Here is a 26512-nt window from a genome sequence, read left to right on the forward strand (position 1 = left end):
ATTACGCGCTCCTGAAGTCAGGAATCGACGAAAGTTTTGTCAGGCCGCTGGCGCTGGCAAAGCTACTTGCCTACCTGCATTCAAGGCTGGGGACCGGCCGGCAATCCGGATTGCGACCGCAAGACACTAGGTCGCTAACTTGCGCTGTCCACTCATCCATTTGCTAGGAGATCTGGGCGCCCAATTTCGTGGCCGCCGAATAGGGTTTTACCGAATGCGACAGAGTTCTGAAAGACATTTGGTGTCTCTGGGCTTGTTCAAGCCCAAGGAGAACCCATGGCTTTCGAGTTGCAGACAGCGCGCCCTATTCGTGCGGCACAGTACCTTCGCATGTCCACTGAACATCAACGCTATTCGCTGGAGAACCAGGCGATGGCCATTACGGAGTACGCGGCGCGGCGCGGATACACTATCGTCCAAACCTACGAAGACGCTGGGAAAAGCGGCCTGAGCATAAGAGGTCGCGACGGACTGAAGCAGTTACTGGCCGATGTCGTGACTGGCCAAAAGACTTTCTCGGCAATCCTCGTCCTTGACGTCAGCCGCTGGGGCCGCTTTCCGGATACGGACCAATCCGCTCATTACCAGTTTCTCTGTCGTGATGCAGGCGTCGCGGTGGAATATTGCGGCGAACAATTCGAGAACGACGGCAGCATGGTCTCTGCGATCCTCAAGAATATGAAACGGGTGATGGCAAGCGAGTACAGCCGCGAGCTATCCGCAAAGGTGTCCAGAGCGCACCTGCAGCAGGCTCGTCTCGGATTCAGCCAGGGCGGACCTGTGCCCTACGGCGTCAGGCGACTGTTGCTGGATAAAGATGGCGAGCCCAGAGGCCTTCTCGGCCCTGGAGAACAGAAGGGGCTCGCTGGCGACCGCGTTCTCCTTGTGCCCGGCCCGCCAAACGAAATCGAGCTTGTGAGGCGCATCTTCAACATGTTTGTTGTTGAAGGGCAGAGCATGGCCGGCATATCGGTTCGTCTGAACAAGGAAGGAGTGCCCTCCACATACGGCTATGTGTGGACGACCGGGCGCGTCGCATCTCTTCTCAAAAGCGAGTTGATGATAGGCTACTATGTCTACAACCGAACGTCGCATAGTATGAGCAGCCAATCAAAGCCCAACACTCCCGATAAATGGGTCCGAATCCGGGTCATGGAGCCCATTGTAACGGTTCAAATATTCCGGAGGGCGCAACTCGCAAGGGGAAAGCGCGGATACACCTATACAAAGCCCGAAATGCTCAAGAATCTGAAGCGGCTATTGAAAGAGAAGAAACGACTCAGCCTCACCGTGATCAATGCTTGTCCGTATACTGCGTCAGGACAGTGCTATGTCCGGCTTTTCGGCAGCTTGAAGGCGGTCTATGCGGCGGTCGGCTACGTACCGGATCGGCGGGGAGCTCTGCGAAAGTACTCGAACGAAGAGCTTCTAGACGGATTTCGGCGGCTGCGCGCCGCTCACGGGCACCTCACATTGTCGCTGATTAATGCGGACTCCGCTCTGCCCATATACCGTGTGTTCAAAAAGCGGTTTGGCTCGATGGCCGCGGCCTATACGCTGGCTGGCTTTCCAGGGCTGGAGTCGGAGCTAAAGCTGAGCGCGCTAGCGCGTATACGGCCCAGTGGCCCGGAAAGGCTCCGACGCGACGTCTCAAATGCTCAGGGCAAAAAAGGCGCATGACAAGAACAGACCGAAGCTGCGGCTCTTCAATGAGGAGCCCCGACTCTGTTTGTCACGGAGCTGTCCCGCCGCTCCCACCTGATCTCGTCTACCAAGCTTCTCTGATTGGGGTCGTCGAGGTCAAGCTCGACCTGATAATCGACCGGACCATGTCGCCCCGCGGGTCACGCGCTTCTCTTCGCGGTCGACGTTAGCCCGCCGCATGATGGGGTCAGTAGAGCGAGGCGTCTCAGTTCGTTGCACGTAAGCGCGAATTTCCCTGCACCTGTTGAGTGCTCTGATGCATGAGGTGTCCACCAAAATAGGTGGACACCTTGTGATGGAAGAAGATGAGCAGAAACTGCGGGTGAGGCTTGTCGGTCCGGACGGGGCGACGCCAGTCAGCGGTCCGTCCACGAACTGCTGGCGCGAGCGGCATCGAAGCACACTTTGCTGCGGTGATCACTTTTCAGGCCGGCTTCCAACGCGGCAAAGCCACGCTTATAATCGCGGGTATTTATATATTTATCGTCTTGGGCCATAAATTTTCCGAAAGCGTCTTCGTTGTAAACTGTTTGAGAACAATTCAAATACGCGGCTTTCTGATACCCAGTTTCGTAAGCGATCGAACCGGCGTGGACGGTGGTTGAAACGAATGAGGTGATACAAATCGCCATTGCTGCAACGGACACGCTGCCCACGCAAAATGATTTCATGGTTGTTGCCCTCTCCCAAAACGCGAAGAACTTGCCAAAAATCTTGCCCTGAAACAAGACACCCATGGAATCGCCCTCAACGCAGTTCGCACGCGGTAGCCGCATAGCCTTGGAATCGTCCCAACAGAGCCCGCCGTGCCGAAAGGTGCGGCGGGCTTTTGTTCGCTCCTAGCGGTACGCTCTCTCGGTCTGATTTTGAGCTATGAAATGCACGCTCGGCGACGAACCGGTGGTTGACGAGATCAGCGACAGGGCTTCGTGAAACGGGGGATCTCGCGAAGGAAATTGCGCGAGGGAAGTGATCCGCGCCCTTCCGGAGCGGGATCCTGATACAATACCCCATGGCCGTCCGAATAGCGGTTGTCCTCGCGCTTCTTTTCGCCTTCGCCTAAGGTTTCGCAAAACTCGTGAAACACTATGGCGGCGTTCGCGACCAGCCCTCTCCGTGTGAAAACTTGCCACATCCTGATTGTCCTGATCCCAGCGCGCCTCCTCAGAAAGAAACCAAGCTTTGAGCTGGTGCGTGCGTGGAGCTGCAACATTGGAACGGCTAGGCCTGACACTGTCGAATGCATCACTCCGTCGCTTTTTCGTTTAGGGGCCGCTCATCGACTGGCAAATTAGCGAAACCAAGCGATCGAGCGCATCCTTGTGGAGCGCACCTGTAGGGCGCCACGCAAGGAAATCATCCACGCTCTGCCAGTGCACCGGATTTGACCCAGCGTTCGGCCGGCTGAATTCCACATAGAGATGCAGATCGTCAGGCACAAAGACGATTCTCCACGTTCCCTGTGCGTCGGCGGCGAGGCTGTAAGCGAGGACGGTCATGGCGGGCACTCCTTCGCCCCGAAGCCTGCCTATCCCCGCCGCGCAAATCCATCGCAAGAAGTTGGTATTGACAGCGGTTTTTTGCGTTTTGTCGGACGTGATTGACCTGCACTCCTGATCATGAGCGGAATGAGGACATTCAGTCGGGGGCATGGGTCGGGAAATGACATTTCAGGCAGCCGCATTGATGGTAACATTGGTTGCCGCAACGCTCGCCACAGCCGAGGAAAGGAGCCGCCATAATATTCGCGCTCCTATTCGAAGGAATAGGTAAACCCTTGGCCTGAGGCGCCAACAGTGACCTTTGTCATCTTTTCACCAGCGAGCGACCGGTTCAGCACACCGCGGCTCAACTCCGGGAGGAGCGTGTTGGTCAGAATTGCGTCGATCATCCTGCCGCCCGATTCAATTTCCGTGCAGCGGGTCTTGACCAGATCCATGACACCGTCGCCGATTACCAATTCCGCGTCGTTGGTTGCACGCAGCCGGCGAGCAATCTTAGCAAATTGATGACGTGTGATCGCTTCGATCATCGAATCGGAAAGCGGAAAGTAAGGGATGGTCACCACCCGGCCGAGAAAGGCCGCTGGGAAGACCTTCAGCAACGGGCTGCGTAATGCGGTGTCCAGTTCATCGAGCCCTGCCCGTACCGCGCCATTCCTTGTGCGGTCCATGATGACTTCGGAGCCGACATTCGACGTGAGAAGGATCAGCGTGTTCTTGAAATCGATCCGTCTGCCTTCACTGTCGTCCATCATCCCTTTATCAAACACCTGGAAGAAGATTTCGTGCACGTCCGGATGCGCCTTCTCGACTTCGTCGAGAAGGATCACCGAATAGGGCTTGCGCCGCACCGCCTCGGTGAGAATTCCGCCCTTGCCGTAGCCGACATAGCCGGGGGGCGCGCCCTTCAAGGTAGAGACCGTATGCGCCTCCTGGAATTCGGACATGTTGATCGAGATCAGGTTCTGCTCTCCGCCGTAGAGCGTTTCGGCCAGTGCCAAAGCGGTTTCGGTCTTGCCGACGCCCGAGGGGCCGCAAAGCAGGAATACACCCACTGGCTTTTCCGGAGCGCCGAGACCGGCGCGGCTGGTCTGCACGCGCTTGGCGATCATCTCCATCGCATGATCCTGTCCGACAACGCGCTCGGACAGAGTGACCGCGAGCCGCAGCGCCTTCTCCGTCTGACTCGACAGCATCCGGCCCGTCGGGATGCCCGTCCAGTCCTGAACCACGGCCGCCACGGCGTTGCGGTCGACCGATGGCAGGATCAGCGGTGTTTCGCCTTGCGCCTCGGCCAGTTCGCTCATCAGTTCGCGCAGCCGAGCGAGATCGGCAGCCGGATCGGGAGGCGCAGGACCACCTGCCGCCGGAACCTTCGCCTCGGCATTGGACAGTTCGGTCTCAGGCACCTCCCCGCTCTTGGTCTCCGTGGCGGCCTCGTGCCCTTCCACGGCATCGAGCGGCACGCCGTCGCCGCGCAGCCTTGCACGCAATTCGAGTATGTCGGCCACCAGCGCCTTTTCGCGCTCCCAGCGCTGCTGCGCGGCTGCGAGCGTGCGTTCGGTCTCGGCAAGCCCAGCCTCGACCCGTGCCTGCCGCTCGGCCACTTCGATGCCGATTGCAGCCTCGCGGCCAATAATGCCGCGCTCGACCTCCAGCGCCTGGCGGCGGCGCATGATGTCCTCGACCTCGGCTGGCGTGGCGTGCTGCGATACCGCAACACGGGCGCAGGCGGTGTCGAGAAGGCTGACCGCCTTGTCCGGCAGCTGCCGCGCCGGGATGTAGCGATGTGACAGGCCGACCGCCGCGTCGATCGCCTCATCCAATATCTGAACCTTGTGGTGCTGTTCGAGGACGCCGGCCACGCCGCGCAACATGAGGATGGCCACCGATTCCGAAGGCTCGTCAATCTTTACCACCTGGAAGCGGCGGGTCAGTGCCGGGTCTTTCTCGATGTGCTGCTTGTATTCCGCCCAGGTCGTGGCCGCTATCGTGCGAAGCTCGCCGCGTGCCAGCGCCGGCTTGAGCAGATTGGCAGCGTCGCCGGTTCCGGCAGCACCACCGGCGCCGATCAGGGTGTGGGCTTCATCAATGAAGAGGATGACCGGCGATTCAGAGGATTGAACTTCGTCGATTACGGCCTTCAGCCGTTTTTCGAATTCACCCTTTACGCTAGCGCCTGCCTGCATCAATCCGACGTCGAGCATGCGCACGCTCACTCCCTGCAGTGGGGGCGGTACATCGCCTTTGGCGATGCGCAGAGCAAAACCCTCCACGACTGCAGTCTTGCCGACGCCCGCCTCGCCGGTCAGGATCGGATTGTTCTGCCGGCGTCGCATCAATATGTCGACAATCTGCCTGATCTCAGGATCGCGACCGACGACCGGGTCGATCTTTCCATCGCGGGCGCGCTGGGTCAGGTCGGTGGCGTATTTGGCCAATGCCGAATCCCCGCCCGGAGTCCGCCGCGGGGCCTCTGTCGCGGTGACCGTTGGCGCAGCGCCGGCTTCGAGTGAGCCCTCCGTGACATCGGCGAAGCGCGTCACGACGGCGTCGGCGTCGATCTTGTCGAACTCGCCGCTGATCTTCGACAGCAGGCCTTCCAGCACCGGTGTCTTCAGGCAAGCAAGCAGAACATGTGCGCTGCGGACCTCCTCCACGCCGAATTCCAGTGTTGCCAGATTCCAGGCCTCCTGGATGGCGTGGAAGATATGGTCGGAAAACTCTTCGATCGAGGTTGCGCCATAGGGCAGCTTGTCCACCGCGCGCGTCATATCGGCCGTAAGTCGGCTCGCATCCAGTCCTGCATCGGCAATCATCATTTGCACATCCGAGCGGTCGGAGAGCACCAGCTGCTCGATGAAGTGGACGAGTTCGACGTAAGGATTGCCGCGCAGCTTGGCACTGTCAGCCGCTGCCTTGAAGGCGCGCAACCCTAGAGGGTTGAGCTTGCCGACCAGTTCCTTGCGCTTGAAGCTCTGCGATGACCGGCGCTGTTCCATCGAACGTGCTCCTGCACTCTGCAAGTCGATAACCTGCCACATAAGCAGCCGCTTGACAAAGTGCGGGATGAACAAAGGTTTCGATGCACCGTTATGCGGGCTCCCATCATTCGTCGAAGATGCCGCATCGCGGCCGCAAACAACCACGAGCCTGACAGCCCAGGTGAGACGCATTCCCGATCCACGGCCCGGCAAACACGCCGGCGGATTCAACAATCAAGACAAGGCTGCATTAGCTTTTGTTAATTTTTTCCGTACTCGCTGAATTGTGGAAAAGCGCAACCGTGTGATAACGTAGCGGCAGGTTCGGCCTCAGGGCCGGTGACTGGGGGATCGGTGTGATCGACGTCGCACTCTGGCTTGCTCCGCTCGACGGTGAAAATCCGTCGGGAGAGGATTTGCGTAACGATCCGGCGTTTCACGAACTGGAGCGCCTGACAGAGCCTCAGGTCAAGGTTGTCCATGACGGCAACAACAAGCCGGTCTCGCAAAGCACCATTCCTGTCGACTGGCCAGCAGTAATCACCAAGGCCGAGGAATTGCGCGCGCGTGGCCGCGACCTGCGCCTGATTGTAATTGTCACACGCGCACTGGCCAACGAGCAGGGACTGGCCGGGTTGGCGCAGGGTCTGACGCTTATTGGGCGGACATTCGACCAGCATTGGGAAACCATGCACCCGGCGCTGCGGCCCAACACGTCGCCTCGCGAAGCCGCCTTGCGCCGCATCAATGCGCTGCTCGACCTTCAAAATGGTCAGGACGGGCTGTTGGCCAACCTGCGGCAAATGACTTTGTTTGCGCCACGCTCGATCGGACCGATCAGCGGACGCGATTTGGAACAAGCTGCGCTCGACGACCGCCTCATGCTACAAGAAGCAGCGTCAGGATTGAACGCGGCCGAAAAAGCAGCGCTTGTCAGTGCGCATGGACAATTGTTGAACCGTGTCCGTGCCGGGTGCGCGGCACAGGCGGATCAAGCCAACGAGGAAATGCAGTCGCTCATTACCGATGCGCGCGCGGCGGTCGCGGCACTGGAAGCCGTCGAGACAGCCCTCAACGCTCGCCTTGAAGGCAGCGGCGGGACCACCATTCCGGAATTAAAACGGTTCCTGCAGCGTTTGCTGACAACCCTCGAGCGCAACTCGGCTGCCGGCGCGATGGCGAATGGCGCAGTAAAGCCGTCCGCTTCGCCGGCAGAACAGGTAATGCCTGCCCGAAACGGTCATGGAGCCGATACTATGGCAAGTGTGGCTAGCTACGCTGACTCGAGCACCGGACTTCCCGACCGGATTACTTCGCGCGACGACGTGGTGAAATGCCTGGACCTCGTCGTCGCCTTTTATGACCGGACCGAACCGTCGAGCCCGATTCCCCACCTCGCCCGCCGTGTGCGCCGGATGGTGCATATGGATTTTGTTGAACTGATGGAAGATCTCGCCCCGTCGGGACTGAAGGAGTTCCGGCTGCTTGCCGGCGTTCCCGATGCCAAGAAGACGGCTCAGAAGGATGAAAGGTAGCAAGCAATGCCAGCCGAAAGCAAAGCCAAGGTCATCGAACGAAATCGCGCGCCGCGGGTGCAGATCGCCTACGACGTGGAAACCTATGGCAGTCCAACGACAATCGAGCTGCCGTTCGTCATGGCCGTCATGGCGGACCTTTCAGGCGCTTCGCAGACCAAGGAAGCGTCGAAGTCGGTACTGGACCGCTCCTTTGTCGAGACCGATGCGAACCGTTTCCCGCGTTTCATGGAGGCACTTGGACCACGCGTGAAAGCCCGCGTGAAGAATACGCTGCCCCAGGCCGAAGGCGCCGAGCGGGACGAGGAGCTGGCGCTCGACCTTACCTTCACCAAGATGGGCGACTTCGCGCCGGACAAGATTGCCGAGCAGGTCCCACAGTTGGCCGAAATCCTCAAGATGCGCCGCCAGCTCGAGGAACTTCTCGGCTTCATGGACGGGCGTGTGGATGCCGAAAAGCGCATTGCGCAACTGCTGAACAATGAACCGCTTCTTGGCAAGATCGCCAGCCAGGCGCTGGCGGACGACAAGGCAGGGGAATGACCATGGCCGAACAGCAAAAAACCGCCGCCGTCGCCGAGGCGGAAACCATCGATCTTGGAGAATTCAGCGGGCTCCTCGAGAAGGATTTCAAGGTCAAGAAGGACGACAGCGAGAAGCTGCAGCAGCTCGTGCGCAATCTCGCGCTTGCAGCGCAAACACGGTCCGATACCACCACCATCTCGTCCAATGCGATCAAGTCGATCAAGTCGCTGATCGCCGGGATCGACAAGATGCTGTCGGAACAGGTCAACGAAATCCTGCACGCGCCGGAAGTGCGCGAAATGGAGGGCACATGGCGTGGGCTGTGGTATCTCGTCAACAATACCGAGACCGATCAGAAGCTGAAGATCCGGGTGATGAACATTTCCAAGGAGCAGCTGGCCGACACCCTCGAGGATTATGAGGGCCAGATGTGGGATCAGAGCCCGATCTTCAAGAAACTTTATACGGACGAGTATTCGATGCTTGGCGGCGAGCCGATCGGCTGTGTGATCGGCGCCTACGAATTCTCGAACCACCCGCGCGACGTCGGTCTTTTGCGCAACATCTCCGGGATCTGCGCCTCTGCGCACACGCCGTTCATCGCAGCTGCCTCGCCGCGCCTGTTCCGTATGGACAGCTGGCAGGAATTGCCGAACCCGCAAGACCTGCAGCAGATCGTCTCCAACCCGGCCTATGCCTCCTGGCAGTCGCTGCGCGAGAGCGAGGACGCGCGCTACATCGGCCTGACCATGCCTCGCGTTCTGGCGCGACTGCCGTATGGCACGGACACCGTTCCGGTGAAGGGCTTCACCTTCGAGGAGGAGGTGCACGGCGATCACAACAAATATGTCTGGATGAATGCCGCCTTCCCGATGGGCGTCAATATAAACCGCAGCCACAAGCTCTATGGCTGGGGCACGCAGATCCGCGGTGTCGAAAATGGCGGCACGGTCCTCAACCTGCCGGTGCACAGCTTCCCGACCGATGACGGCTCGATAGCGATGAAATGTCCGACAGAGGTCGCCATCGACGACCGGCGCGAGGCTGAGCTGGCCAAGCTCGGCCTGATGCCCATCCTGCATCGAAAGAATACCGATCTCGCGGCCTTTATTGGCGCGCATTCGCTGCAGGACGACGAGACAAGGGCAGGACGGCTGGTCGACCCCGATGCACAGGCCAACGAGCGGCTAAGCGCCAACCTGCCCTATCTGTTTCCGGTGTCGCGTTTTGCCCATTACCTTAAGGCGATCGCGCGCGACAAGGTCGGTTCGTTCAAGGAACGCTCCGATATGCAGATCTGGCTGACCGAATGGATCAACCGCTACGTGCTGGCCAACCCGGCCTTTGCCGACGACAAGGCGCGCGCCAAGCGCCCGCTTGCCGCCGCCGAGGTCCAGGTGGACAGCGTGGAGGGGCGGCCCGGCTACTACAATGCTCGCTTCTATCTGCGCCCGCACTATCAGCTGGAGGGCATCAATGCCTCGCTCCGACTGGTGTCGGAACTTCCGTCGGTGAAGACTTGATTTGTACAAACAACATCTTGGTTTTTGAAAGCGGTGGAGAAGGAAAATGCCCACAAATACGAAGATTGATGGCTTTCTGAAGGTTCCAGATATCAAGGGCCCAAGCGTTCGAGACGGCCACGAGGACGAAATCGAAATCCATGGGGTCGATTACAAGATGGTCGCACCCTACGATCCCAATTCGTTGTCTCGTCGCGGTCGTGTTTCCTTGGGGATGATCAAGTTCACCAAGCACTATGACAAGTCCTCGCCCTACCTGAAAAAGGCGCTGTTCGAGAACAAGGCGCTGGACGAAGTCGTGTTTTCGGCACGGCGGACCATTGATGGCGAGACCAAGGATTACCTGGTCGTCACACTCACCGACGCCTCGATCATGGAATACGACATGTCGCAGGCCGAGGATGAGGAGGACCTGATCGAGGAAGAGGTCAGCTTTGCCTACAAGAAGATAAAGTTCGTCTACGACGACAACGACGAAATCGAAATGGATGTCTATGTCGGCAAGTGAGGCCCGGCGGCCCGGCGCGGACAAGTCGCTGGGTAGCGGCAGCTCGCGAGCAAAGCGCGAAGCGGTCCAGCCCTCTCTATGGGACCGCCTCGTAAACGATCTGCCGGGCGTGACCTCCGAGATAGACGGGCTGCGCCAGGCGCTGCAGGACGAGCTTGGCGCGGAGCGGCTGGACAACCTGGTTGCGGCCAGTGCGCGGCTCATCGACGCCGACGCGGAGTTGACCGCCGACCAGAAGCGGCGTCTGCATCGCCTGGCCTTTCAGAGCCAGCACCGCGCCGAACTCGAAAGCCGCAGCGTGGTGGTGTCGGTTCGTGTGCTCAAGGAGGCTGTGCGGCGCGATGTCGAGGCTTTGTTCAACACCGAACGGTTCGAGGCCGTACCGCTGCTTTCCGATCTTGAAAGCGACCAGGCAGCGGACAACCCGCCGTCGCTCGCAGATTTTCCGGAGGTGCGTCGCAGCGTCGTCAATTACGGCGTGCCTTCCTTCTCGGGCCGTTCCTCCCGCGACTTCGATCGCGAGGCCCTGGCGCGCGAGATCCGCTCGGTGCTTGCCACCTTCGAGCCGCGGCTCAAGGACAGCGCAACAAAGGTTACGGTAACCCTTGGCGACAAAACCGTGGGCCTGAAGATCGAGATAGATGCGGTGTTGATCATGACGCCGACACCCGAACGCATGCGCCTGCGCACCACCATCAATCTCGATAACGGCTTGGCTCGGACCGAATTTAGGGAAGCCTGAGATGGATCGGGTCTTCGTAGAATATTACGAGGAGGAACTGACCCATATCCGTGCGCTGGCGGCAGAATTTGCCGACATGCATCCGGCGGTGGCGCGCAACCTTTCACTCGATACGGTCCCCTGTCCGGACCCCTATGTCGAGCGGCTGCTTGACGGTGTTGCTTTCTTGGCCGCACGGACCCGGCTCAAAGTTGATGCGGAACGCTCGCGCTTCTCGCGAGCCGTTCTTGATGTTCTCTATCCCGATCTTGTCACGCCGGCCCCGGCAACGGCCATGGTGGTGCTCAAACCTGGACAGCAGGTCCAGACAATGATTGGGGGTCATGTCGTCAAGCGCAATACGCGGCTGGTTTCCAGCCTCCAGCCTGGCCTGTCGACGCGTTGCACGTTCACCACCGCCCAGGACATCACGCTGTGGCCGATAGCCATCACCTCGGTCGGGTACTTTCAGGATCGCAGCGCCTTGGCGGCAGCCGGCATCACGCGGATCGGCGGTGTGGATGGCCAGGCGGCGCTTCGCATCACGCTCGCTCGCACTGGAAAAGGCAAGCTCGACGAACTGTCGCTCGACCGCCTTGATCTCTACTTTGCCGCGCGCACCAAGGCACCACTGCTTTTCGATGCGATTTTCGGCGCCTGCTCAGCCGTTGGTGCACGACCGGGAGGCAAGACCAACCCAATATCGGTGTTGCCGGCACCCGAAATGGTCGGCATCAGCGACGACGAGGCGTTGATGCCTCGTACACGTCCGACCTTCGAAGGATATCGTCTTCTGCGCGAACATTTCATGATGCCGGAGCGCTTTCACTATGCTCGGGTTTCGGAGTTGCAGCCCATCGTGCGCAGATGCACAGCCGAGCTCGAGATCATCTTCATCTTCAGGCGTCCGGCGCCTGAACTTGCCGATCTGATGGCGGCCGATTTTGAACTTTTCGCAACGCCGATCATCAATCTGTTCGAACGCGAGTGCAACGTCGTCGAGCTCGATCCGCGCAAAACGCGGCAGGTGCTGCATGCCGACCGCACGCGAGCGCGGGACTTCGAAATCTATCGGGTTATCCGCGTCGAGGACGCCGACAGCGAGGGCAGCGACGCCACAATCCCGGAGCTCTTCAGCCTGGGACAGAACCGCGGCAGCGGCTGGGTTTATTCCACCGAACGGCGCCCACGCCGCCCGACGGAGGAGGAACGGCGCGACGGCCTCACCCGCACTTCATACACGGGGGACGACGTTTTCCTGGCGATTTCACGCCCAGCGGAAAGTCCACCGAACCGGCCGCTGAAGCGCGTCGACATCGTGGCGCTCTGCACCAACCGCGATCTGCCGATCCTTGACGACAACCCTACTTTGACGCTGGAAGCCGGCGATCCGGTCGAAACGATCCGGCTTCTCGGCGCATTGCGCCCGCCTCGCCCAGCCATCCCCGCAGCGCTGCCGGCGGGCGCGGCGGGTGAATCGCGAGCCGACAATCTCGCCTGGCGGCTTGTAGCGCAGCTCGCGCTCAACTTTCTAAGCCTGGCAAAGGAAGGTCGCGGCGTGGAGCCGCTGCATGCGCTGCTTGAGCTTTACGCCGACAGGGGAGACCCGAGCCTCGCCCGCAATGTGCACTCGATCGTGCGCATCGACTCCCGGTCGGTCATCGAGCGGCTGCAGATCGATGGGCCGATGTGCTTCGGACGAGGCACGGAGGTGACATTGCATGTCGATCAATCGGTCCTGGCGGGGCAAAGCACCTTGCTGCTTTCGGCCCTGCTGGCACGGCTGTTTGCCCGTCATGCCGGAATAAACGGCTTTGTGCGAACCCGCACATGGCTGCTGCAGAAGCAGGAGGATGTGCCATGGCCGATGACGCCCGGCAATCGCTACCTGATCTAGACAAGCCTGGCGTGCACCGGTCCGAAGAGCTGTCAGATGCGTTCGACTTCTTCGAGCTGTTGCGCCGACTCGAACGAAGAGGCGGGCTGTTCGGCTATTCCGGCCCGCCGGAGCGCGAACCCTCGCGGCTCGGGCAGCACGTCCGGCTCAGCTTTTCGGCCAAGGACTTGGCAGAATTTCGCGAAGCGACTGACAAAGCGCCCGCTAGGGTCACGGTCGCAAACATTGGTCTGATGGGACCTGAAGGTCCGATGCCCCTGCATTTGACGCGCTGGGTGCTCGATCGCCTGTCGCAACGCTGGTTCACCGGTGCCGATGCGCAGCAGACCAGCGACACGACCTTCATGGACTTCGTCAACATTCTTCAGAACCGCATGATCGCGCTGTATTACAGGGCGTGGGCGGATGCGCATCCGGCGGTTCAGGCCGAGCGCCCAGTTGGTGGGCGCGTTCGCGCCATGCTCGAAGCCATGGCGGGGATAGGGCTTCCCGGCACCCACAGCCCCGAACTGGACGCCGTGAAGCTGCGTCAGGCCGCTTCGCTTGCCTATCAGGTCGACGGCCCCGAGCGGCTGACGCTGTTCCTGTCGGAGGCGTTCAAGGTGCCGGTCCACATCAGGGAGTTCATCGCTGCCTGGATGACCATACCAGCGGCGCTCCAGACCCGCCTTGGCAAAGCCTACGCAGCGCTCGGTCGCGGAGCAACGATCGGTCCGCGCGTCTTCAATCGTCAAAGCAGGATCGAGCTCCGTGTCGGCCCGCTGGGCTATGAGGACTTCAAGGCGTTCCTGCCGGGCGGTCAGCGCCTCAGATTGTTCAAGCAGGCCGTTAGCGACATGGTCGGCGAATCGCTCGACGTCGATGTGCGCATCGTGCTGGCGCGCGATGCCGTTCCGCCGCCGCGTATTGGAACCGTGCAACTCGCCCGGACCGCGTGGCTTGCGCGGCCCGCTGAAAGGGGCGATGCTGAAGACTTGCGGCTGCGGACATTAGTCGGCTGGCGGCAGGAAGGGGCGGAGGTCGCGGCATGAGTCTGCTGCTGACGCTGGAGCAAGGGCCACGCACCCAGGCGGTACGGCAGGCCCGGCTTGACGAGGGGGAACTGGTGATCGGCCGCAGCGCGGACGCCGGCTGGAAGATCGACGATCCCGACATGTTCGTTTCACGCGCCCATTGCAGGATCACCGGTGGGCGCGACGGATATTTCGTCACCGATACGTCGAGCAGCGGTTTGTTCATAGACGACTCCGACAGCCCGCTCGGCGCCGGCAAGTCGACGCGTCTTCGCAATGGCATGCGGCTGAGACTGGGCGATTACGTCGTGTATGTCGATCTGCAGACGTCGAGCACTCAAGCAGCAGCAGCAGCGCCAGTTCCGGAGCGCTCGCGGCCGGCGTCTCGGGCGCCGGTCAGCATCGGCCGGGACGATTTCTTTTCAGCCACCGTGGAAGAAGAGCCCCACCGGCAACGTCCAGCCGGGCTGCCGAACCCGTTCGAGCAGCCGATCACGGGTGCGTTCGAGCGCGCCAATTCCGGACAGCGCAGCTCGCCTGCTTTCGATGACCCGTTCAGCCTCGATCCAATCTCAACGCCTGTTTCCAAAGGCACCGCAGAAGCGGCCGGCACGCCCAACCAGACAGACCCATCCGGCCTCGACTCGGGATCGTTCCCCAACGGCGCGACGGAGCCGGCTACGGCAAAGCTGCCGGAATTCAACGACGACTTCGGTTTTGGGCCAGCCGCGGCGCCCAGCCGGGGAAGCGATGCGGGCTCAAACGGTCAGCGCGAGCGTGACGCCCAACCAAAGCAAGCGGCCAATCCCTGGGACGTGCCCATGCGGGCGGCAGATGCCCCTCCCCCAATGCCGGCAGGCCCCAGCCCCGCCCGCCCGCCGCCTGCGAGGCAGCTCGCCGACATGGCGCTTCGCACCGCATTCCTGCGCGGCATGGGCGTCGCGGAAGCCGATTTTCCCGGGCGCGACGCCGTCGCCGAGATGGAAAAGTTCGGCCGCGAATACCGGCTTATGATGGAAGGACTGATGCAGCTGCTGCGCAAGCGTGCCGAAGAAAAGGGAAATGCTCGCGTTGCGCAGACAATGGTCGGAGCCTCCGAGGTCAATCCACTCAAGTTTCTGCCGACGGTCGACGACGCGATAGTGACGCTTATCGCCGAACGCAGCCCCGGATTTCTGGCCGGCGAAGCGGCTATCGCGGATGCGGTTCGCGACCTCGCACAACATCATGTGCGCGCCTGGCGCGGCGTGCAGGCCGCTCTGCGGCGGATGGTCGACCGTTTTGAGCCGGCAGCCATCGAAGAAGAGCTGAAATCGAGTTCCGCGATCGGCACTCTGTTGTCGGGCGGGCGCGGCGCCAAGCTGTGGGAGCTTTACCAGAAACGCCACCGTGAAATCGCCGAGAGCGCGGAAAAAAGCTTTCTCGGCGAAATCGGCGCCGATTTTCGGGATGCATATGAGGAGGAGTAACACATGATCGATCGACGCGAATTTATCGTTGCCTTGGGTGCGACCGGGCTGCTTACGGCCTGTCAAAGCGCCGGGCCGCCAAAACCGTCGGTCATCACGGTCAAGCTGTCAGGGGCGGCCGGCATGAACCCTGGACCGGGCGGCGGCGACAGGCCAGTGACGGTGCTGGCCATGCGGCTGCGCAGCACCGGTAAGTTCAATTCCGCCGACTACTTTGCCTTGCAGGGGGATGCCGGCTCGGCACTGGCAGGTGATCTCATCGGATCCGACCAGATTGCCGTCGCGCCTGGAAAAACCGCGACCAAGACCATTACGGTTGAACCGGATGCGACGGCCCTGGGCTTCGTTGCACTTATCCGTGAGCCTGGCGGGCGAAACTGGCGGACGACCAAATCGGTTTCGCCCGGATCAAACTTTGCGATCAATGTCACACTCGGCAGCGGCGGCATTTCAGCCTGACGGCCAAGGCAAGGGGAGCTCGATGCAGAGAGTAGCCGGATGAGCGATGCAAACAGGGTGCTGTGGTCCGAAGGCCTTTTTCTGCGGACCCAGCATTTCCAGCAGCAGGACCGTTTCTTCGAGGCGACTGTGCGCGGCGCGTTGCAGGCCGGCCAGCTGCACACGTTCGGCTTTCAGCAACTGACCCTGGATAAGGCATTGCTCGATGCCGGCCAGATCTCGATCCTGTCTGCACGAGGCATTTTCCCTGACGGAACCCCCTTCTCCATTCCGGATCTGATGGACGGGCCGCGTCCGCTGCCGGTCACCCCGGATACAGGCGCCGGACCAGTGCTGATCGCTCTGCCGCTTGAGCCGGCCGGCGGCGTTGGCTTCGATCCCGCGCATGCGCCACCCAGCGGTGCGCGCTATCATGGACGGATCGTTTCAGTGCGCGATTCCGTCCAGGGCGGTTCAGACCCCGAAGAAATCGAAATCGCCCGACCGCAATCGCTGTTGCTTGCACCTGGCAAATCGGTCGGCGGCTATACCGCCCTGCCGATAGCCGACATCAAGGGGGTTCGCGCTGATGGCGGCGTTTCGCTGGACGAGACATTCCTGCCACCGGCCCTGGTTACTGGTGCAGTGGCCTGGTACCGGCAATTGCTTCTGGAAGTCGTCACAGGCCTTGACCAGATCGCCGAGGCGCATGGCAAGATGGTCATGGGCGGGCCAGGGCGCAGCGTCGAAGACCTGTTGATGCTCAACCTCGCCAACGCGGCGCGTCCGCGGCTGGCCCATATGCTGGCGCAGGATGTTTTCCATCCGGCCGAACTCTACCTGGAACTGGCCGGGCTAGCCGGTTCGATGGCGACCTACGGCTCGAGCGCGCGGCGACTGGGCGAGCTGCCGGCTTACGATCACATGGCGCCCGGCCCGCCGTTTTCGGCGCTGGCGGATGCATTGCGCTCACTGATCCTAAGCCTGCGCTACATCGAGCCGAAATCGCGCGCGCTGCCTGTCATGCGCCATTCGACCAATGTTTGGAAAATCCGCATCGACAATCCGAAACTGCTGGTGGCCAGCCGGATCGTCATCCGGGTCGGTTCGGAACTATCGGAGGACGCGCTACGCAAGATATTCGTCAACCAGGCGACTGTGGGCTCGGCTGATGAGTTCGAGGGCCTGTGGAAGTCCCGCCTGCCCGGCATCCCGCTGAAACCGCTTCATTCGCAACCCCGCGAAATTCCTTATGACGGCGATCGGCTGTGCCTTGAGCTCGACCAGAAAAGCGAGCACTGGGCATCGCTGCTCGGTGCCCCAGGCTTCGTCATTGGCGTTTCGGGTGTACTGCCGAGTGAACCGCAGGTGGACTGCTATTCGGTGAACAGGTGAAACCATGAGCCGGGATGATCCTTTCGGACTGTCGGAGGATCGCGAACGCACTCGCATCAGGCTGACCGGTACGCCGATGCCGCGGCCGATGGCGGCGTCCCTGCCGGGTGGGCCGGTAAAACGCTCGCGCACGCACCCGAACGGCCTTGTCAACGCCTTCGCGGCCCTGCTCGAGTTTGCGCCTGAGCTTGAAAGCGCGCTGGCACCGGAAAATCCGGAACTGTTACGCACTCGGCTGCTCGAAGAACTGGTTCGGGCACGCGACACTGCCATGGCGGCGGGGTCGTCGATGGAACGGGCCGATCAGGCAGCGTGGGTGGTGGCCGCCTTGCTCGACGATCTGGCTCTGAACACGCCCTGGGGCGGGGCCAGCGCGTGGCCGCGTCAGCCGCTTGTGGTCATGTTGCGCGGCGATGTCGACGCCGGCACGCAGTTCTTTACAAGGCTCGACGAACTGGAGCGCCATCCAAACCGAGATCGCGAATTGCTGGAACTCCAGTATGACTGCCTGGCACTTGGTTTTCGCGGCAAGTATCGCGTGCCCGGCCGGTCGGGCGATCGCTCGCTCAATGCCGTTCGCGTGGCTGCGGCCCGTTTCCTGCGCGATGCCGATGCCGAGAATGCGCCGCTGTCGCCAAACTGGAAAGGCGTCATCGCATCCGACGAGCCGCAGCGCTTCATCGTTCCGATCTGGGTAATGGCCCTGGCCGCGGCGGTCATCGCTACCGCGACCTATGTGGGGCTCTCGATGGGGCTAAGCAGCCAGGCGGTGGAGCTTTCAGCACTGGTCCGCGCCCTGCCGCCGCCGACCCGTGGCGACATCAGCCGCATATCGCCAACAGTCGATGCCCCCCCGCCGGAGACTGTGGATTTCGCACTGCTGCCCGAATTTGAGGCCGGGGCGCCGGGCAATCTCAGATCGGCTCTCAGCGGCACGGAGAGCGTTTCGCTGGCCAAGCTGGTCATCCAGGCATCCAACCCCGAACTGTTCCAGTCGTCGCGGCCAACACTGACGGAAGGATTCGAGCCGCTGATCGGCTCGATCGCCAAGGTGATCCTCGCCAATCGTGATCTGATCGGCAACATCACTGTGGTCGGACATACGGACGGCGTTCCTCTGCAAAGAACCAATCCGCTGTCGACCAACCAAAGGCTGTCAGAGGCTCGCGCCCAGACCATTGCCGACATGCTGGTACAAAACGGAGTGCCACCGGAACGCGTCCATTCCGAGGGCCGGGCAGCCACGGATCCAGTGGCCGACGACGGCACGCGCGAGGGCCGGGCCCTGAACCGGCGCGTTGAGGTGCTGGTCGAAAAGAGGCTGTGAGATGTTCATCCTGCGCTTCTTCTGGGCGGTCCTGACATCGCGCTGGCTGTGGACACTGATTGGCATCACGCTGCTTTCGTTGATGATCTGGGTATTCGGGCCGATCGTCAGGGTCGGACCCTACGACCCTTTCGCCTCGGACAATGTGCGCATCGTCATCATCGCGCTGCTGGTCATCTTCTGGCTGATCTGGCTGATCGTTGCCCAGCGTCGGGCGATCCGTGCCAACCGGATGTTCGTCGCCGAAATCGCCGCGCCGGCAGTGGAGAAGCCACTCAGCCCCGGCGAGGAGAATGTCGCTGCCGTCGGAGCCAAGTTCGCCGAGGTCATGGCCGAGTTGAAGCGTCGCAAACTGGGCGGTCGCAAGTTCCTGCGCGAGATGCCCTGGTACGTGATCGTCGGCCCGGCGGCCACCGGCAAGACCACAGCCTTGCGGCAGTCGGGGCTGAATTTTCCGATCGACCTGACGGACGACCTGCAAGGGGTCGGCGGCACGCGCAATTGCGACTGGTTCTTTTCGGAGAGCGCCGTTCTGATCGACACTGCGGGCCGCTATGTCCAACAGGAGAGCCAACCCGACGTCGACGCGGTAGAGTGGCTGGGCTTCCTCGACCTTTTGAAGAAGCACAGGGGCCGTCGCGCGCTCAACGGTGTGATCGTAGCGCTTTCGATCGATGTGCTCTCGGAGGGCGACGACGCCATCAAGGCGCATGGCCGCAAGATCCGGCGTCGGCTGGCCGAGCTCAACGATCGCCTCGAAATCCGCCTTCCGGTCTATCTGATGCTGACCAAAGCCGACCTGATCAAGGGGTTCGAGGCTTTCTTCGGCGGTTTGTCGACGGCTGCGCGCGAGCAGGTCTGGGGGACGACGTTCGCCCTCGATGCGCATGTCGATGCAAAGACGATCTCGCGGGAAATCGCGACGTTAGCAAGCGAGCTCGAGCGGCGGCTGGTGCCCCGGCTGGAGGATGAGGACAAGCTTGCTGGCCGCGCCGAAATCTTCAGGTTTCCCGCCCAACTCGCCAGCCTGTCCGAGCCGATCCAGGTACTGGTCGAGGCGATGTTCGGGGAAAGCCGGTATGAGGAGGCCGCCTGGCTGCGTGGCCTTTATCTGACATCGGCGACCCAGGAAGGGGCGCCCATCGATCGGCTGACCGCGGCGCTGTCTGCCTCCTTCGGCCTTCCGCCGCGCCGGGCGTTGGCCGCGCCGCGTATCGAAAAACGCAGCTTCTTCCTGAAGAACCTGCTTACAGAAGTCATCTTCAAGGAAGCCGGCCTCGGCACGTTCGATCCGCTGGCGCAACGCCGCCGCGCCTGGATCTGGCGTGGCGCGGCTGCAGCATGTGCCGCAGCCGCCCTGCTGGTCAGCGGGCTGTTCACCTGGTCCTATTACGACAACCGCAAGGCGATCACGGCCCAGGCAAGCCAGTTCGAGGCGCTGCAAACGCCACTGACCTCGGCCGCGGCAAACCCGGCATCGGTAGAACAGCCTGCCCTCGACGGCGCTCTCGGCGCCATGGATGAGGTCGCCAATGCCCGGACAACGCCGCCTAGCGCCGCGCAGGATCTGCTCGGACCATCGGCCTCGGCGGAGCTGGTGCGAGCACAGACCGACACATACGATCACGCTTTGCGCAATATTCTTGAGCCGCACATGGTGGCGCTGCTCGAGGCAACGATGTGGCGGCAGATCCGCGATCCGGACTTCATGCTTGGCGCGCTGAAGACCTATCGCATGATGACCGGCCTCTCCCAGATGAATCCGGATTTCGCCCAGAACTGGTGGGTAAACAGTCTGCCCGAATTCGCGGCCGCGGCCCCCTTTCCGACAGCTGATGCGGAAGAGCACCAGCTTGCCGCGATCCGTCGCATGGCGGTCGACGCCAGCTATATCGCCCCGGACCAGGCCCTGGTTGCCGAGGCACTGAAAACCGTCTGTACGATTTCGTTGCCGGCGCGTGCCTATAAGCAATTGCTGGCCGACCCGGCGGTGACTGCGCTCAAGGAATGGATCCCTGCAAACTTCGCCGGCCCAAACGGCGCCAAGGTGTTTGCGCGGCGTTCCGACAAGACGCTTCGGATCGGCATTTCGGGAGCGTTCACCTATGCCGGCTTCCATGACGCCATTCTCGACCGGGTCGAGGATGTCGCCGCACAGGCAGCACTCGACCGGGCGGTGTTTGCTGGCGGCTGCTCGGAAAATTCCGAAACCTCGGTCTCGGCGCTGTCCGAGGATATTCTGAAGCTCTATTACGATGACTACATCGCGCAATGGGACAGCTTCCTGCGCGATATGAGGCTGGCGCCATTGACCGACCTCAACGTCGCCAGCGAGAATCTCAAGGATCTATCGAGCGCCGATTCCGCGCTCAAACGCCTAGTTACGGCGGTGGTCCAAGAGACTGAGCTTACGCGTTCCGATGAAGCGCCGGCGAACGACAAGGCTGCGGCGGCAGGCGGCTCAAAACTTCTGGGCAAGCTCGGCAAGCTTGGCAAGATTGTAAAAACCGGAGCAAAGCTTTTGCCGCGTGCGGGCTCCGCCGACGAAGTGGATCTTACCGGCAGTCTGGTGGCCGAGCATTTCAAGCCGCTCAAGGGTGCCATCGCCGAGGTCGAGGGCCAGCCGCCGGCGCTCGACGCCGCCATTGTCGCGTTGACCGCATTGTCCAACGTGCTGCAGACGGTAACGGCCAATCCCGATCCCCAGGACGCCATCAAGAAGCAGGGCGGCCTAGCAGAACTGACTGGAGCGGTTGCCAGGCAGGCGCAGATCCTGCCCGACCCGATCGACGATTGGTTGGGCGGCATTGCCGGCGATACCAGCGGGCTGACGCAGAAGGCGGTCACCTCGGAGCTCAACGCGATCTGGCGAGCCGACATCCTGCCCTTCTGCCAGGCAGCACTCAACAATCGCTATCCTTTCAGCCCTGACAGCGCCGTGGACGTCAATGTCCGCGACTTCGCCCGTCTGTTCGGACCGGCCGGGCTGATCGATACCTTCATCAACGACCATCTGATCAGCTATGTTGACACGTCGGCGCAGCCATGGAAATGGCGCGCCGATTTCGGCCTCGATCCGTCGGCACTGGCCGCGTTCGAACAGGCAAGGAGGATCCGCGATGACCTCTTTCCGGGCGGTACAGGCCCGCTGATGAGTTTCACGCTCGAACCGAAGGACCTGTCGCCCAATGTCGCGCGCGTGACACTCAACCTCGATGGCCAGAACCTCGTCTACTATAACAATGCAACGAGGCCGCAGCCGATGACATGGCCCGGCAAGGACGGCACAGGGGTCATCTCGCTTGCCTTCCAGCCGATCGATGGCTCGCCCGAAATCTTGCTCAACGAGACCGGTAGCTGGGCGTGGCTGAGAATGTTGCGCAGCGGTCGCTTCACCGGCACCGCGCTGTCGGATGTCTACAGCCTGCGCCTGGGGACGAACGGCATGTACGCCGATTTCCAACTCAAGGCCGCCAGCGTCGAAAATCCCTATAACCTGCAGATGTTCAAGAAATTTTCATGTCCGCCGCAGATATGAGCACTGGATTTTTCGGCAAGATCCCGACGACGGGCGACTTTGTCGCGTGGAACTTGCCGCGGACCTTCATCGACCGCTGGGACCGCTGGATGTCGATGGAGTTGCTAGCGCGACCAGACGAGGGCGAACTTGACCCGCATGTCTGGCGCTTCACGGTGCCGGCTGGCATCTTCTGCGATCAGCCTTGCGCAGGCGCGTGGCGGATGAGCGAGGATCGCGTCGGGCGCAGATATCCATTCGTAGTCGCCGCCGTCGGACGCCCGCCCCGCATGGAAGACGAATGGTTCGATGCTGTGTCCGAGATCGCAGGTGACGCGGTGGCGCACTACTGGACGAGTGCCATGGTTACCGAGCGGATCAACGCGGTTCAGCCGACGCCGGCCAACCACGCGGAGCCCAAGATCGTCTTCTGGTGCGACGGCTGGAACGTGCACGAATGCCATTTCAAAGACATTCATGATCTGGCCGACAACGCCCTGCCGGTTATGCGTACCGTGCCTCTGCCGGCCGAGGAAAGCTGATTATGGCCATTACCGTCTTCGCCGAGAACATGGGCTTCTTCCACAAGGGCAGCAATGGCAAGGGGATCGCGCCGGGCGATGTCTGTCTGTCGCCGCCGTCGCCGCCGGCGGGCCCGGTTCCGGTGCCCTATGTCAATATGCTGTCCTCTTCCGACCTGTCGAAGGGTACCAAAAGCGTCAAAATCGACGGCGAGCCGACGGCGATCGAGAATTCTTCGGAGATTTCGACCAGCACCGGCAACGAGCCGGCGACCCAAGGTCTCGGTGCAGGCGTCATCACCCACAAGATCAAAGGCAAGGGCGTTTTCAAATTGTGGTCGTTCACGGTCAAGGCGGAGGGCAAGGGGGTCGATCGGCACGGCGACATGATGGCTCAGAATACGGCAAGCGATATACCCAATTGCATCGACCAGACAGCGATCAATACCTTCAAGGCGCTGCTGAGACGCAAGGGTATCACACCCGGCCCCTGTCCGAGCAAGCCTTACGACGCGAAGGTCCACAGACCAGATAAGGATCCTTCCCCGGCCCAGAAGAAGGCGGTCCGCAACAAACCATGCTGGGAATGCAAGCGGGACGACGCGCGGGTAAAGCGCGCTCACTGGCGCACGACGCGACCGAGCGGTGGGGCGATTGTACGATACGAGGATCCTGTCCATGGGAAGGATATGGCGCGCGGTAAAGGCCATATGACCCATGACCATCAGCCGCCGCTGTGCGTGGCCTGGGCGCTTGGCGGATGCAATATGAAACTTGCGGATTTCAAGAAGTATTTCGAACGGGCAAGCAGGGTCAAGCCGCACTGCGAAGCGCATTTTCGCAGTCAGGGAAGCCAGGCGGAAGCCTATGCGACAAAGCTAGGTGCGCCATGATCGCGATCGCCAAGAGCTACGACGATATCCAGCAGCGCTACATCGCCGAACTGCGCGCGCTCCTGCCCGAAATCAATGCTTGGTGGAGCGGCATCGTTGCAGTCGAAAGCTTTGATGCCATCTCACTAATCTGGCCGACTGGAATTTCCGGGCACCCGCGCTTTCTGCATATCTTTCGCACGCACTATTTCGAGGTGGAGAATCTGAACCGAAAGAACGAGCACGAATTCGTGGAGGAAGCCGAGAAGTCGCCTGAGGAAAAGTGGGGTGTCGACGACCTCGGCGACAGCCCCCGCTATGTCGGCCATATAGACTTGCTGATCGACGACATCCCCAGCAAGGCCCCCGATCTGACCGAAGTGGTCAACGGCTTCGTTTTTGTGCCGATCGGGCTTGACCAGGACGAAGAGATCACCTGATGGCGCTTATCACCTATTTTGAAACCGACCGCGGCATTCGCCGCCTGCTGCGCCAGCCCGGCTACATCGAGCCCCGGGATGCGAAAATCGCGGCGCGCAAGCTCGCCCAGAGTTCGGGGCGGCATCAGGATCTTTTCGACGGGTACTTGGAAGACATCCAAATGGCCTACGAGATCGCGGCGCCCTGGTGGGCAGACACGGTCAAAGCACAACAACAGCAAGGATTGAACCGCGACGAGGCTATCCGCAAGGCGTTCAACAAGCGCGCCGCCGGCGCTGCCGCGCATGGCCACGTGGTGTGGATTGTACGCAATTACTGGCTCGATTGCTGCGACGCCAACAAGAGCTCTGGAGAGGTCATCTATCCCGAAACCCTGCTTCTGCAATGGTTGATCGACGCTAGGAAGAAGGAATTGGTGCGCCTGATCGCCTGTATGCCGTACTGGCCGATCGGCATGGATGAGAACAGAACCTGGTGCTGACCGATGAGCTTTGCGGTCTGGTTGGAGAATCGTACCCCTTTCGCTGTAGGGTCTTACACACTGCCTGATGCGGAAGGTCAGGAGGTTTTCCTGGGCATTTTTTCGGCGAGCTTCCAAGGCGCGGAGGAAACGACAGCCCTGGAACCGGCCCAGGAACAATTGCCGGTGACGCTCAGCGACGTCTTTTTCGGCGATCCTGCTCTTTCATCGACGCGCTACGAGGCTGACATCGCTATGCGCAAGCCCGGCGTGGACGTTATCGTCAACGGCACCGCATACGCGCCGAACGGGAAGCCGGTTCGAGAAATGCAAGCCGGACTGAAGTTCGGGCCATTGCAAAAGGTACTCAGTATCGTCGGCGACCGCATGTACGATGCCGGCAGCTATAGCGCGCCACATCCATTCACACGGATGCCTATCGTCTATGAACGCGCCTACGGCGGCACCACCGCCGATCTGAAGACCCATCCTCACAATCCGCTGGGAGTGGGTTTCGCCCTTGCCCGCTCGGCTGATCCAGCAGTCAAGACGCAGGCGCCAAACATAACCTACCCGGCCGAGCCATTCATGAGTCCCTCGGACAAGCCGCGGCCGGCCGGTTTCGGGGCGCTCGGGCGCGGGTGGCAGCCGCGCCTGCCGTTGGCAGGGACCTATGATCAGGCCTGGATCGACTCCCAGTGGCCCTTGCCACCGAAGGATTGCGATCCGCGCTACAATCTCGCGGCGCCGGCGGACCAGCAACTTCCCGATCTCAACGGCGGCGATCAGGTCACTCTGATAGGACTCACTCCCGGCGGCCGGTGGAAATTCAAGCTCCCAAGCGTGGTCGCGCCCATCCGCCTGATCTTCGATGACCGCGTCGAAGACCAAGTTTTCAAAGTGGATACGATCATCATCGAGCCCGACATATTTAGGGTCACGCTGAAGGCGCGGGTGGCTATGACGACGCGGCGCAACCGGCCTGCGCTGCGCGAACTTGTCTTCGGGCACGTCACGCCGGCGCTGATTGCGGCGAAACGAAAGGGTAAGGACTATTTTGCGCTGCGCGGGACTGACGGAACCATTAGCGAACGCCCGGCGTGGCTCCCATGAATCGGCAATTGTATATCGTCGGCGGTGGCGCGGTGACGCCCGCCGGCCTGAACCGGCGGCAAACGCTCGCCGCGATCCGCGCCGGGCTCTCCGCCTATGAAGAGTACCTGCTGGCCGAGCCTATGGGTGCATCGCAGATCGTCTCGCGCATTCCCACTCACTGGTCACTGAAAACCACCGATTGGGACTGGCTGGTCAACATGGCGGCGCGCGCCATCATGGACGCGCTCGCATCGACGGCGGCGGATCCGCGAACGACCGTGCTGATCCTGGTGCTACCGGAGCAGTTCAGGAACCATGCGGCCTTCGAAGAAGAATACCCTTCTGGCTTCCTGAATGCCGTCGTGCGCTCATGCGGCGGACCATTCCATGAGGCATCGCGGGCGCTCGATGGCGGCGCCGCCGCAAGCATTGGCGTGCTTCAGAAAATGCCGGAGATACTTGCCCATCCGGGCGTCGAGCGCGTCTTGCTCGGCGGCGTCGACAGTCTGGTCAACGACAAGGATATCGCTCGGCTCGCCGAGGCGGGACGGCTGAAGGGCTCTGACAATTCTCAAGGGCTTGTTCCCGGAGAGGCGGCAGCCTTTGTTTGCTTGCAATCGAGACCAGATTCGAAGTCATCGTGTCTCGCCGCCATCCACGGCGCCGGCTTTGCTCAGGAAGCCGATAGTGTTCTGACGGAGCGATACAGCCAGGGCAAGGCGCTGCTTGGTGCGCTTCAGGGTGCCTTGAATGGGACCGACAGTGGTCCGCAAGAACCTGACATCGTCTTTGTCGTCAGCAATGGCAATGGGGAGCGCTATAGCGGGTGGGAAGCAAACATAGCAAGATCTCGCTTCTATCGTACACGGCGTGAGATCTTGCCGATTGCCTATCCGGCGATGACCGTCGGCGAGGTGGGAGCGGCCGGTGGGGCGCTGGCGCTACTCGTGGCGTCCGACAGTTTCACCGCCGGCTACGCGCCCGGTCCGGTAGCTATGTGCGAAGTTGCGTCCGAAGCCGGATTGCGCGCCACGGCGCTGGTCAGCCAGGTAAAGTCCAGCTGAA

22 protein-coding genes are annotated in these 26512 nt (G+C 61.4%); 19 read left to right on the top strand and 3 right to left on the bottom strand.

The window, feature by feature from the left end; all coding sequences use genetic code 11:
* The first annotated feature begins 276 nt into the window (after positions 1 to 276).
* Positions 277 to 1680 (top strand): recombinase family protein, encoded by a 1404-nt coding sequence (locus tag NKJ72_RS22235; protein WP_352479405.1) that lies wholly within the window; start codon positions 277 to 279, stop codon positions 1678 to 1680.
* 380 nt (positions 1681 to 2060) lie between these two features.
* On the opposite strand, the gene NKJ72_RS22240 is transcribed toward NKJ72_RS22235, so the two are convergent.
* From NKJ72_RS22240 to tssH, 3 genes are all read right to left on the bottom strand, one after another.
* Positions 2061 to 2441, bottom strand: coding sequence for a hypothetical protein (locus tag NKJ72_RS22240; RefSeq protein ID WP_352479406.1), 381 nt, complete (start codon positions 2439 to 2441; stop codon positions 2061 to 2063).
* Positions 2442 to 2969: 528 nt separating this feature from the next.
* On the bottom strand, positions 2970 to 3203 hold the full coding sequence (locus NKJ72_RS22245) for a hypothetical protein (protein ID WP_352479407.1): 234 nt from the start codon (positions 3201 to 3203) through the stop codon (positions 2970 to 2972).
* A 254-nt stretch (positions 3204 to 3457) separates the two neighbouring features.
* A complete protein-coding gene (gene tssH / locus NKJ72_RS22250; protein WP_352479408.1) occupies positions 3458 to 6208 on the bottom strand; it encodes a type VI secretion system ATPase TssH in 2751 nt (916 codons plus the stop codon).
* Between the two features lie 338 nt (positions 6209 to 6546).
* Here tssH and tssA point away from each other — a divergent pair, with 338 nt between their 5' ends.
* From tssA to NKJ72_RS22340, 18 genes are read left to right on the top strand one after another with little or no spacing between them, the layout of a single operon-like run.
* Positions 6547 to 7725 carry a type VI secretion system protein TssA gene (gene tssA / locus NKJ72_RS22255; RefSeq protein WP_352479409.1) on the top strand — a complete coding sequence of 393 codons (1179 nt, stop codon included), beginning with the start codon at positions 6547 to 6549 and terminating at the stop codon, positions 7723 to 7725.
* A gap of 6 nt (positions 7726 to 7731) precedes the next feature.
* On the top strand, positions 7732 to 8268 hold the full coding sequence (gene tssB, locus NKJ72_RS22260) for a type VI secretion system contractile sheath small subunit (RefSeq protein ID WP_352479410.1): 537 nt from the start codon (positions 7732 to 7734) through the stop codon (positions 8266 to 8268).
* A gap of 2 nt (positions 8269 to 8270) precedes the next feature.
* Positions 8271 to 9773 carry a type VI secretion system contractile sheath large subunit gene (gene tssC, locus NKJ72_RS22265; protein ID WP_352479411.1) on the top strand — a complete coding sequence of 501 codons (1503 nt, stop codon included), beginning with the start codon at positions 8271 to 8273 and terminating at the stop codon, positions 9771 to 9773.
* 46 nt (positions 9774 to 9819) lie between these two features.
* Entirely contained in the window at positions 9820 to 10281 is a 462-nt protein-coding gene (locus tag NKJ72_RS22270; protein WP_352479412.1) for an Hcp family type VI secretion system effector, read from the top strand.
* Entirely contained in the window at positions 10268 to 11023 is a 756-nt protein-coding gene (tssE, locus tag NKJ72_RS22275) for a type VI secretion system baseplate subunit TssE (RefSeq protein ID WP_352479413.1), read from the top strand. Before NKJ72_RS22270 ends, tssE begins: the two co-directional genes overlap by 14 nt.
* Before the next feature lies 1 nt (position 11024).
* Positions 11025 to 12899: a type VI secretion system baseplate subunit TssF gene (tssF, locus tag NKJ72_RS22280; RefSeq protein WP_352479414.1), complete on the top strand. Its 1875-nt coding sequence runs from the start codon at positions 11025 to 11027 to the stop codon at positions 12897 to 12899.
* Positions 12863 to 13930 (top strand): type VI secretion system baseplate subunit TssG, encoded by a 1068-nt coding sequence (tssG, locus tag NKJ72_RS22285; protein ID WP_352479415.1) that lies wholly within the window; start codon positions 12863 to 12865, stop codon positions 13928 to 13930. Before tssF ends, tssG begins: the two co-directional genes overlap by 37 nt.
* Positions 13927 to 15381 carry a type VI secretion system-associated FHA domain protein TagH gene (gene tagH / locus NKJ72_RS22290; protein WP_352479416.1) on the top strand — a complete coding sequence of 485 codons (1455 nt, stop codon included), beginning with the start codon at positions 13927 to 13929 and terminating at the stop codon, positions 15379 to 15381. The genes tssG and tagH overlap by 4 nt, the downstream gene beginning before the upstream one ends.
* A gap of 3 nt (positions 15382 to 15384) precedes the next feature.
* On the top strand, positions 15385 to 15840 hold the full coding sequence (gene tssJ, locus NKJ72_RS22295; protein ID WP_352479417.1) for a type VI secretion system lipoprotein TssJ: 456 nt from the start codon (positions 15385 to 15387) through the stop codon (positions 15838 to 15840).
* Between the two features lie 39 nt (positions 15841 to 15879).
* Positions 15880 to 17214 (top strand): type VI secretion system baseplate subunit TssK, encoded by a 1335-nt coding sequence (gene tssK, locus NKJ72_RS22300; protein ID WP_352479418.1) that lies wholly within the window; start codon positions 15880 to 15882, stop codon positions 17212 to 17214.
* A gap of 4 nt (positions 17215 to 17218) precedes the next feature.
* The gene (gene icmH, locus NKJ72_RS22305; protein WP_352479419.1) at positions 17219 to 18541 is read left to right on the top strand and encodes a type IVB secretion system protein IcmH/DotU; all 1323 of its coding nucleotides are present in this window, start codon (positions 17219 to 17221) and stop codon (positions 18539 to 18541) included.
* Between the two features lies 1 nt (position 18542).
* Positions 18543 to 22079, top strand: a complete 3537-nt coding sequence (gene tssM / locus NKJ72_RS22310; RefSeq protein WP_352479420.1) for a type VI secretion system membrane subunit TssM — start codon at positions 18543 to 18545, stop codon at positions 22077 to 22079.
* Complete coding sequence (gene tagF, locus NKJ72_RS22315; RefSeq protein WP_352479421.1) at positions 22061 to 22600, top strand: type VI secretion system-associated protein TagF; 540 nt, start codon at positions 22061 to 22063, stop codon at positions 22598 to 22600. Before tssM ends, tagF begins: the two co-directional genes overlap by 19 nt.
* A 2-nt stretch (positions 22601 to 22602) precedes the next feature.
* On the top strand, positions 22603 to 23472 hold the full coding sequence (locus tag NKJ72_RS22320) for a DUF4150 domain-containing protein (protein WP_352479422.1): 870 nt from the start codon (positions 22603 to 22605) through the stop codon (positions 23470 to 23472).
* Positions 23469 to 23891: a hypothetical protein gene (locus NKJ72_RS22325; protein ID WP_352479423.1), complete on the top strand. Its 423-nt coding sequence runs from the start codon at positions 23469 to 23471 to the stop codon at positions 23889 to 23891. The genes NKJ72_RS22320 and NKJ72_RS22325 overlap by 4 nt, the downstream gene beginning before the upstream one ends.
* Positions 23891 to 24373, top strand: a complete 483-nt coding sequence (locus NKJ72_RS22330) for a hypothetical protein (RefSeq protein WP_352479424.1) — start codon at positions 23891 to 23893, stop codon at positions 24371 to 24373. The genes NKJ72_RS22325 and NKJ72_RS22330 overlap by 1 nt, the downstream gene beginning before the upstream one ends.
* A gap of 3 nt (positions 24374 to 24376) precedes the next feature.
* Positions 24377 to 25465 carry a DUF2169 family type VI secretion system accessory protein gene (locus NKJ72_RS22335; protein WP_352479425.1) on the top strand — a complete coding sequence of 363 codons (1089 nt, stop codon included), beginning with the start codon at positions 24377 to 24379 and terminating at the stop codon, positions 25463 to 25465.
* Entirely contained in the window at positions 25462 to 26511 is a 1050-nt protein-coding gene (locus tag NKJ72_RS22340; RefSeq protein ID WP_352479426.1) for a hypothetical protein, read from the top strand. Before NKJ72_RS22335 ends, NKJ72_RS22340 begins: the two co-directional genes overlap by 4 nt.
* Position 26512 lies beyond the last annotated feature (1 nt).

The organism is Mesorhizobium sp. M0045, from assembly GCF_040323385.1.
In the GTDB taxonomy this organism is placed as follows: Bacteria; Pseudomonadota; Alphaproteobacteria; order Rhizobiales; family Rhizobiaceae; genus Mesorhizobium.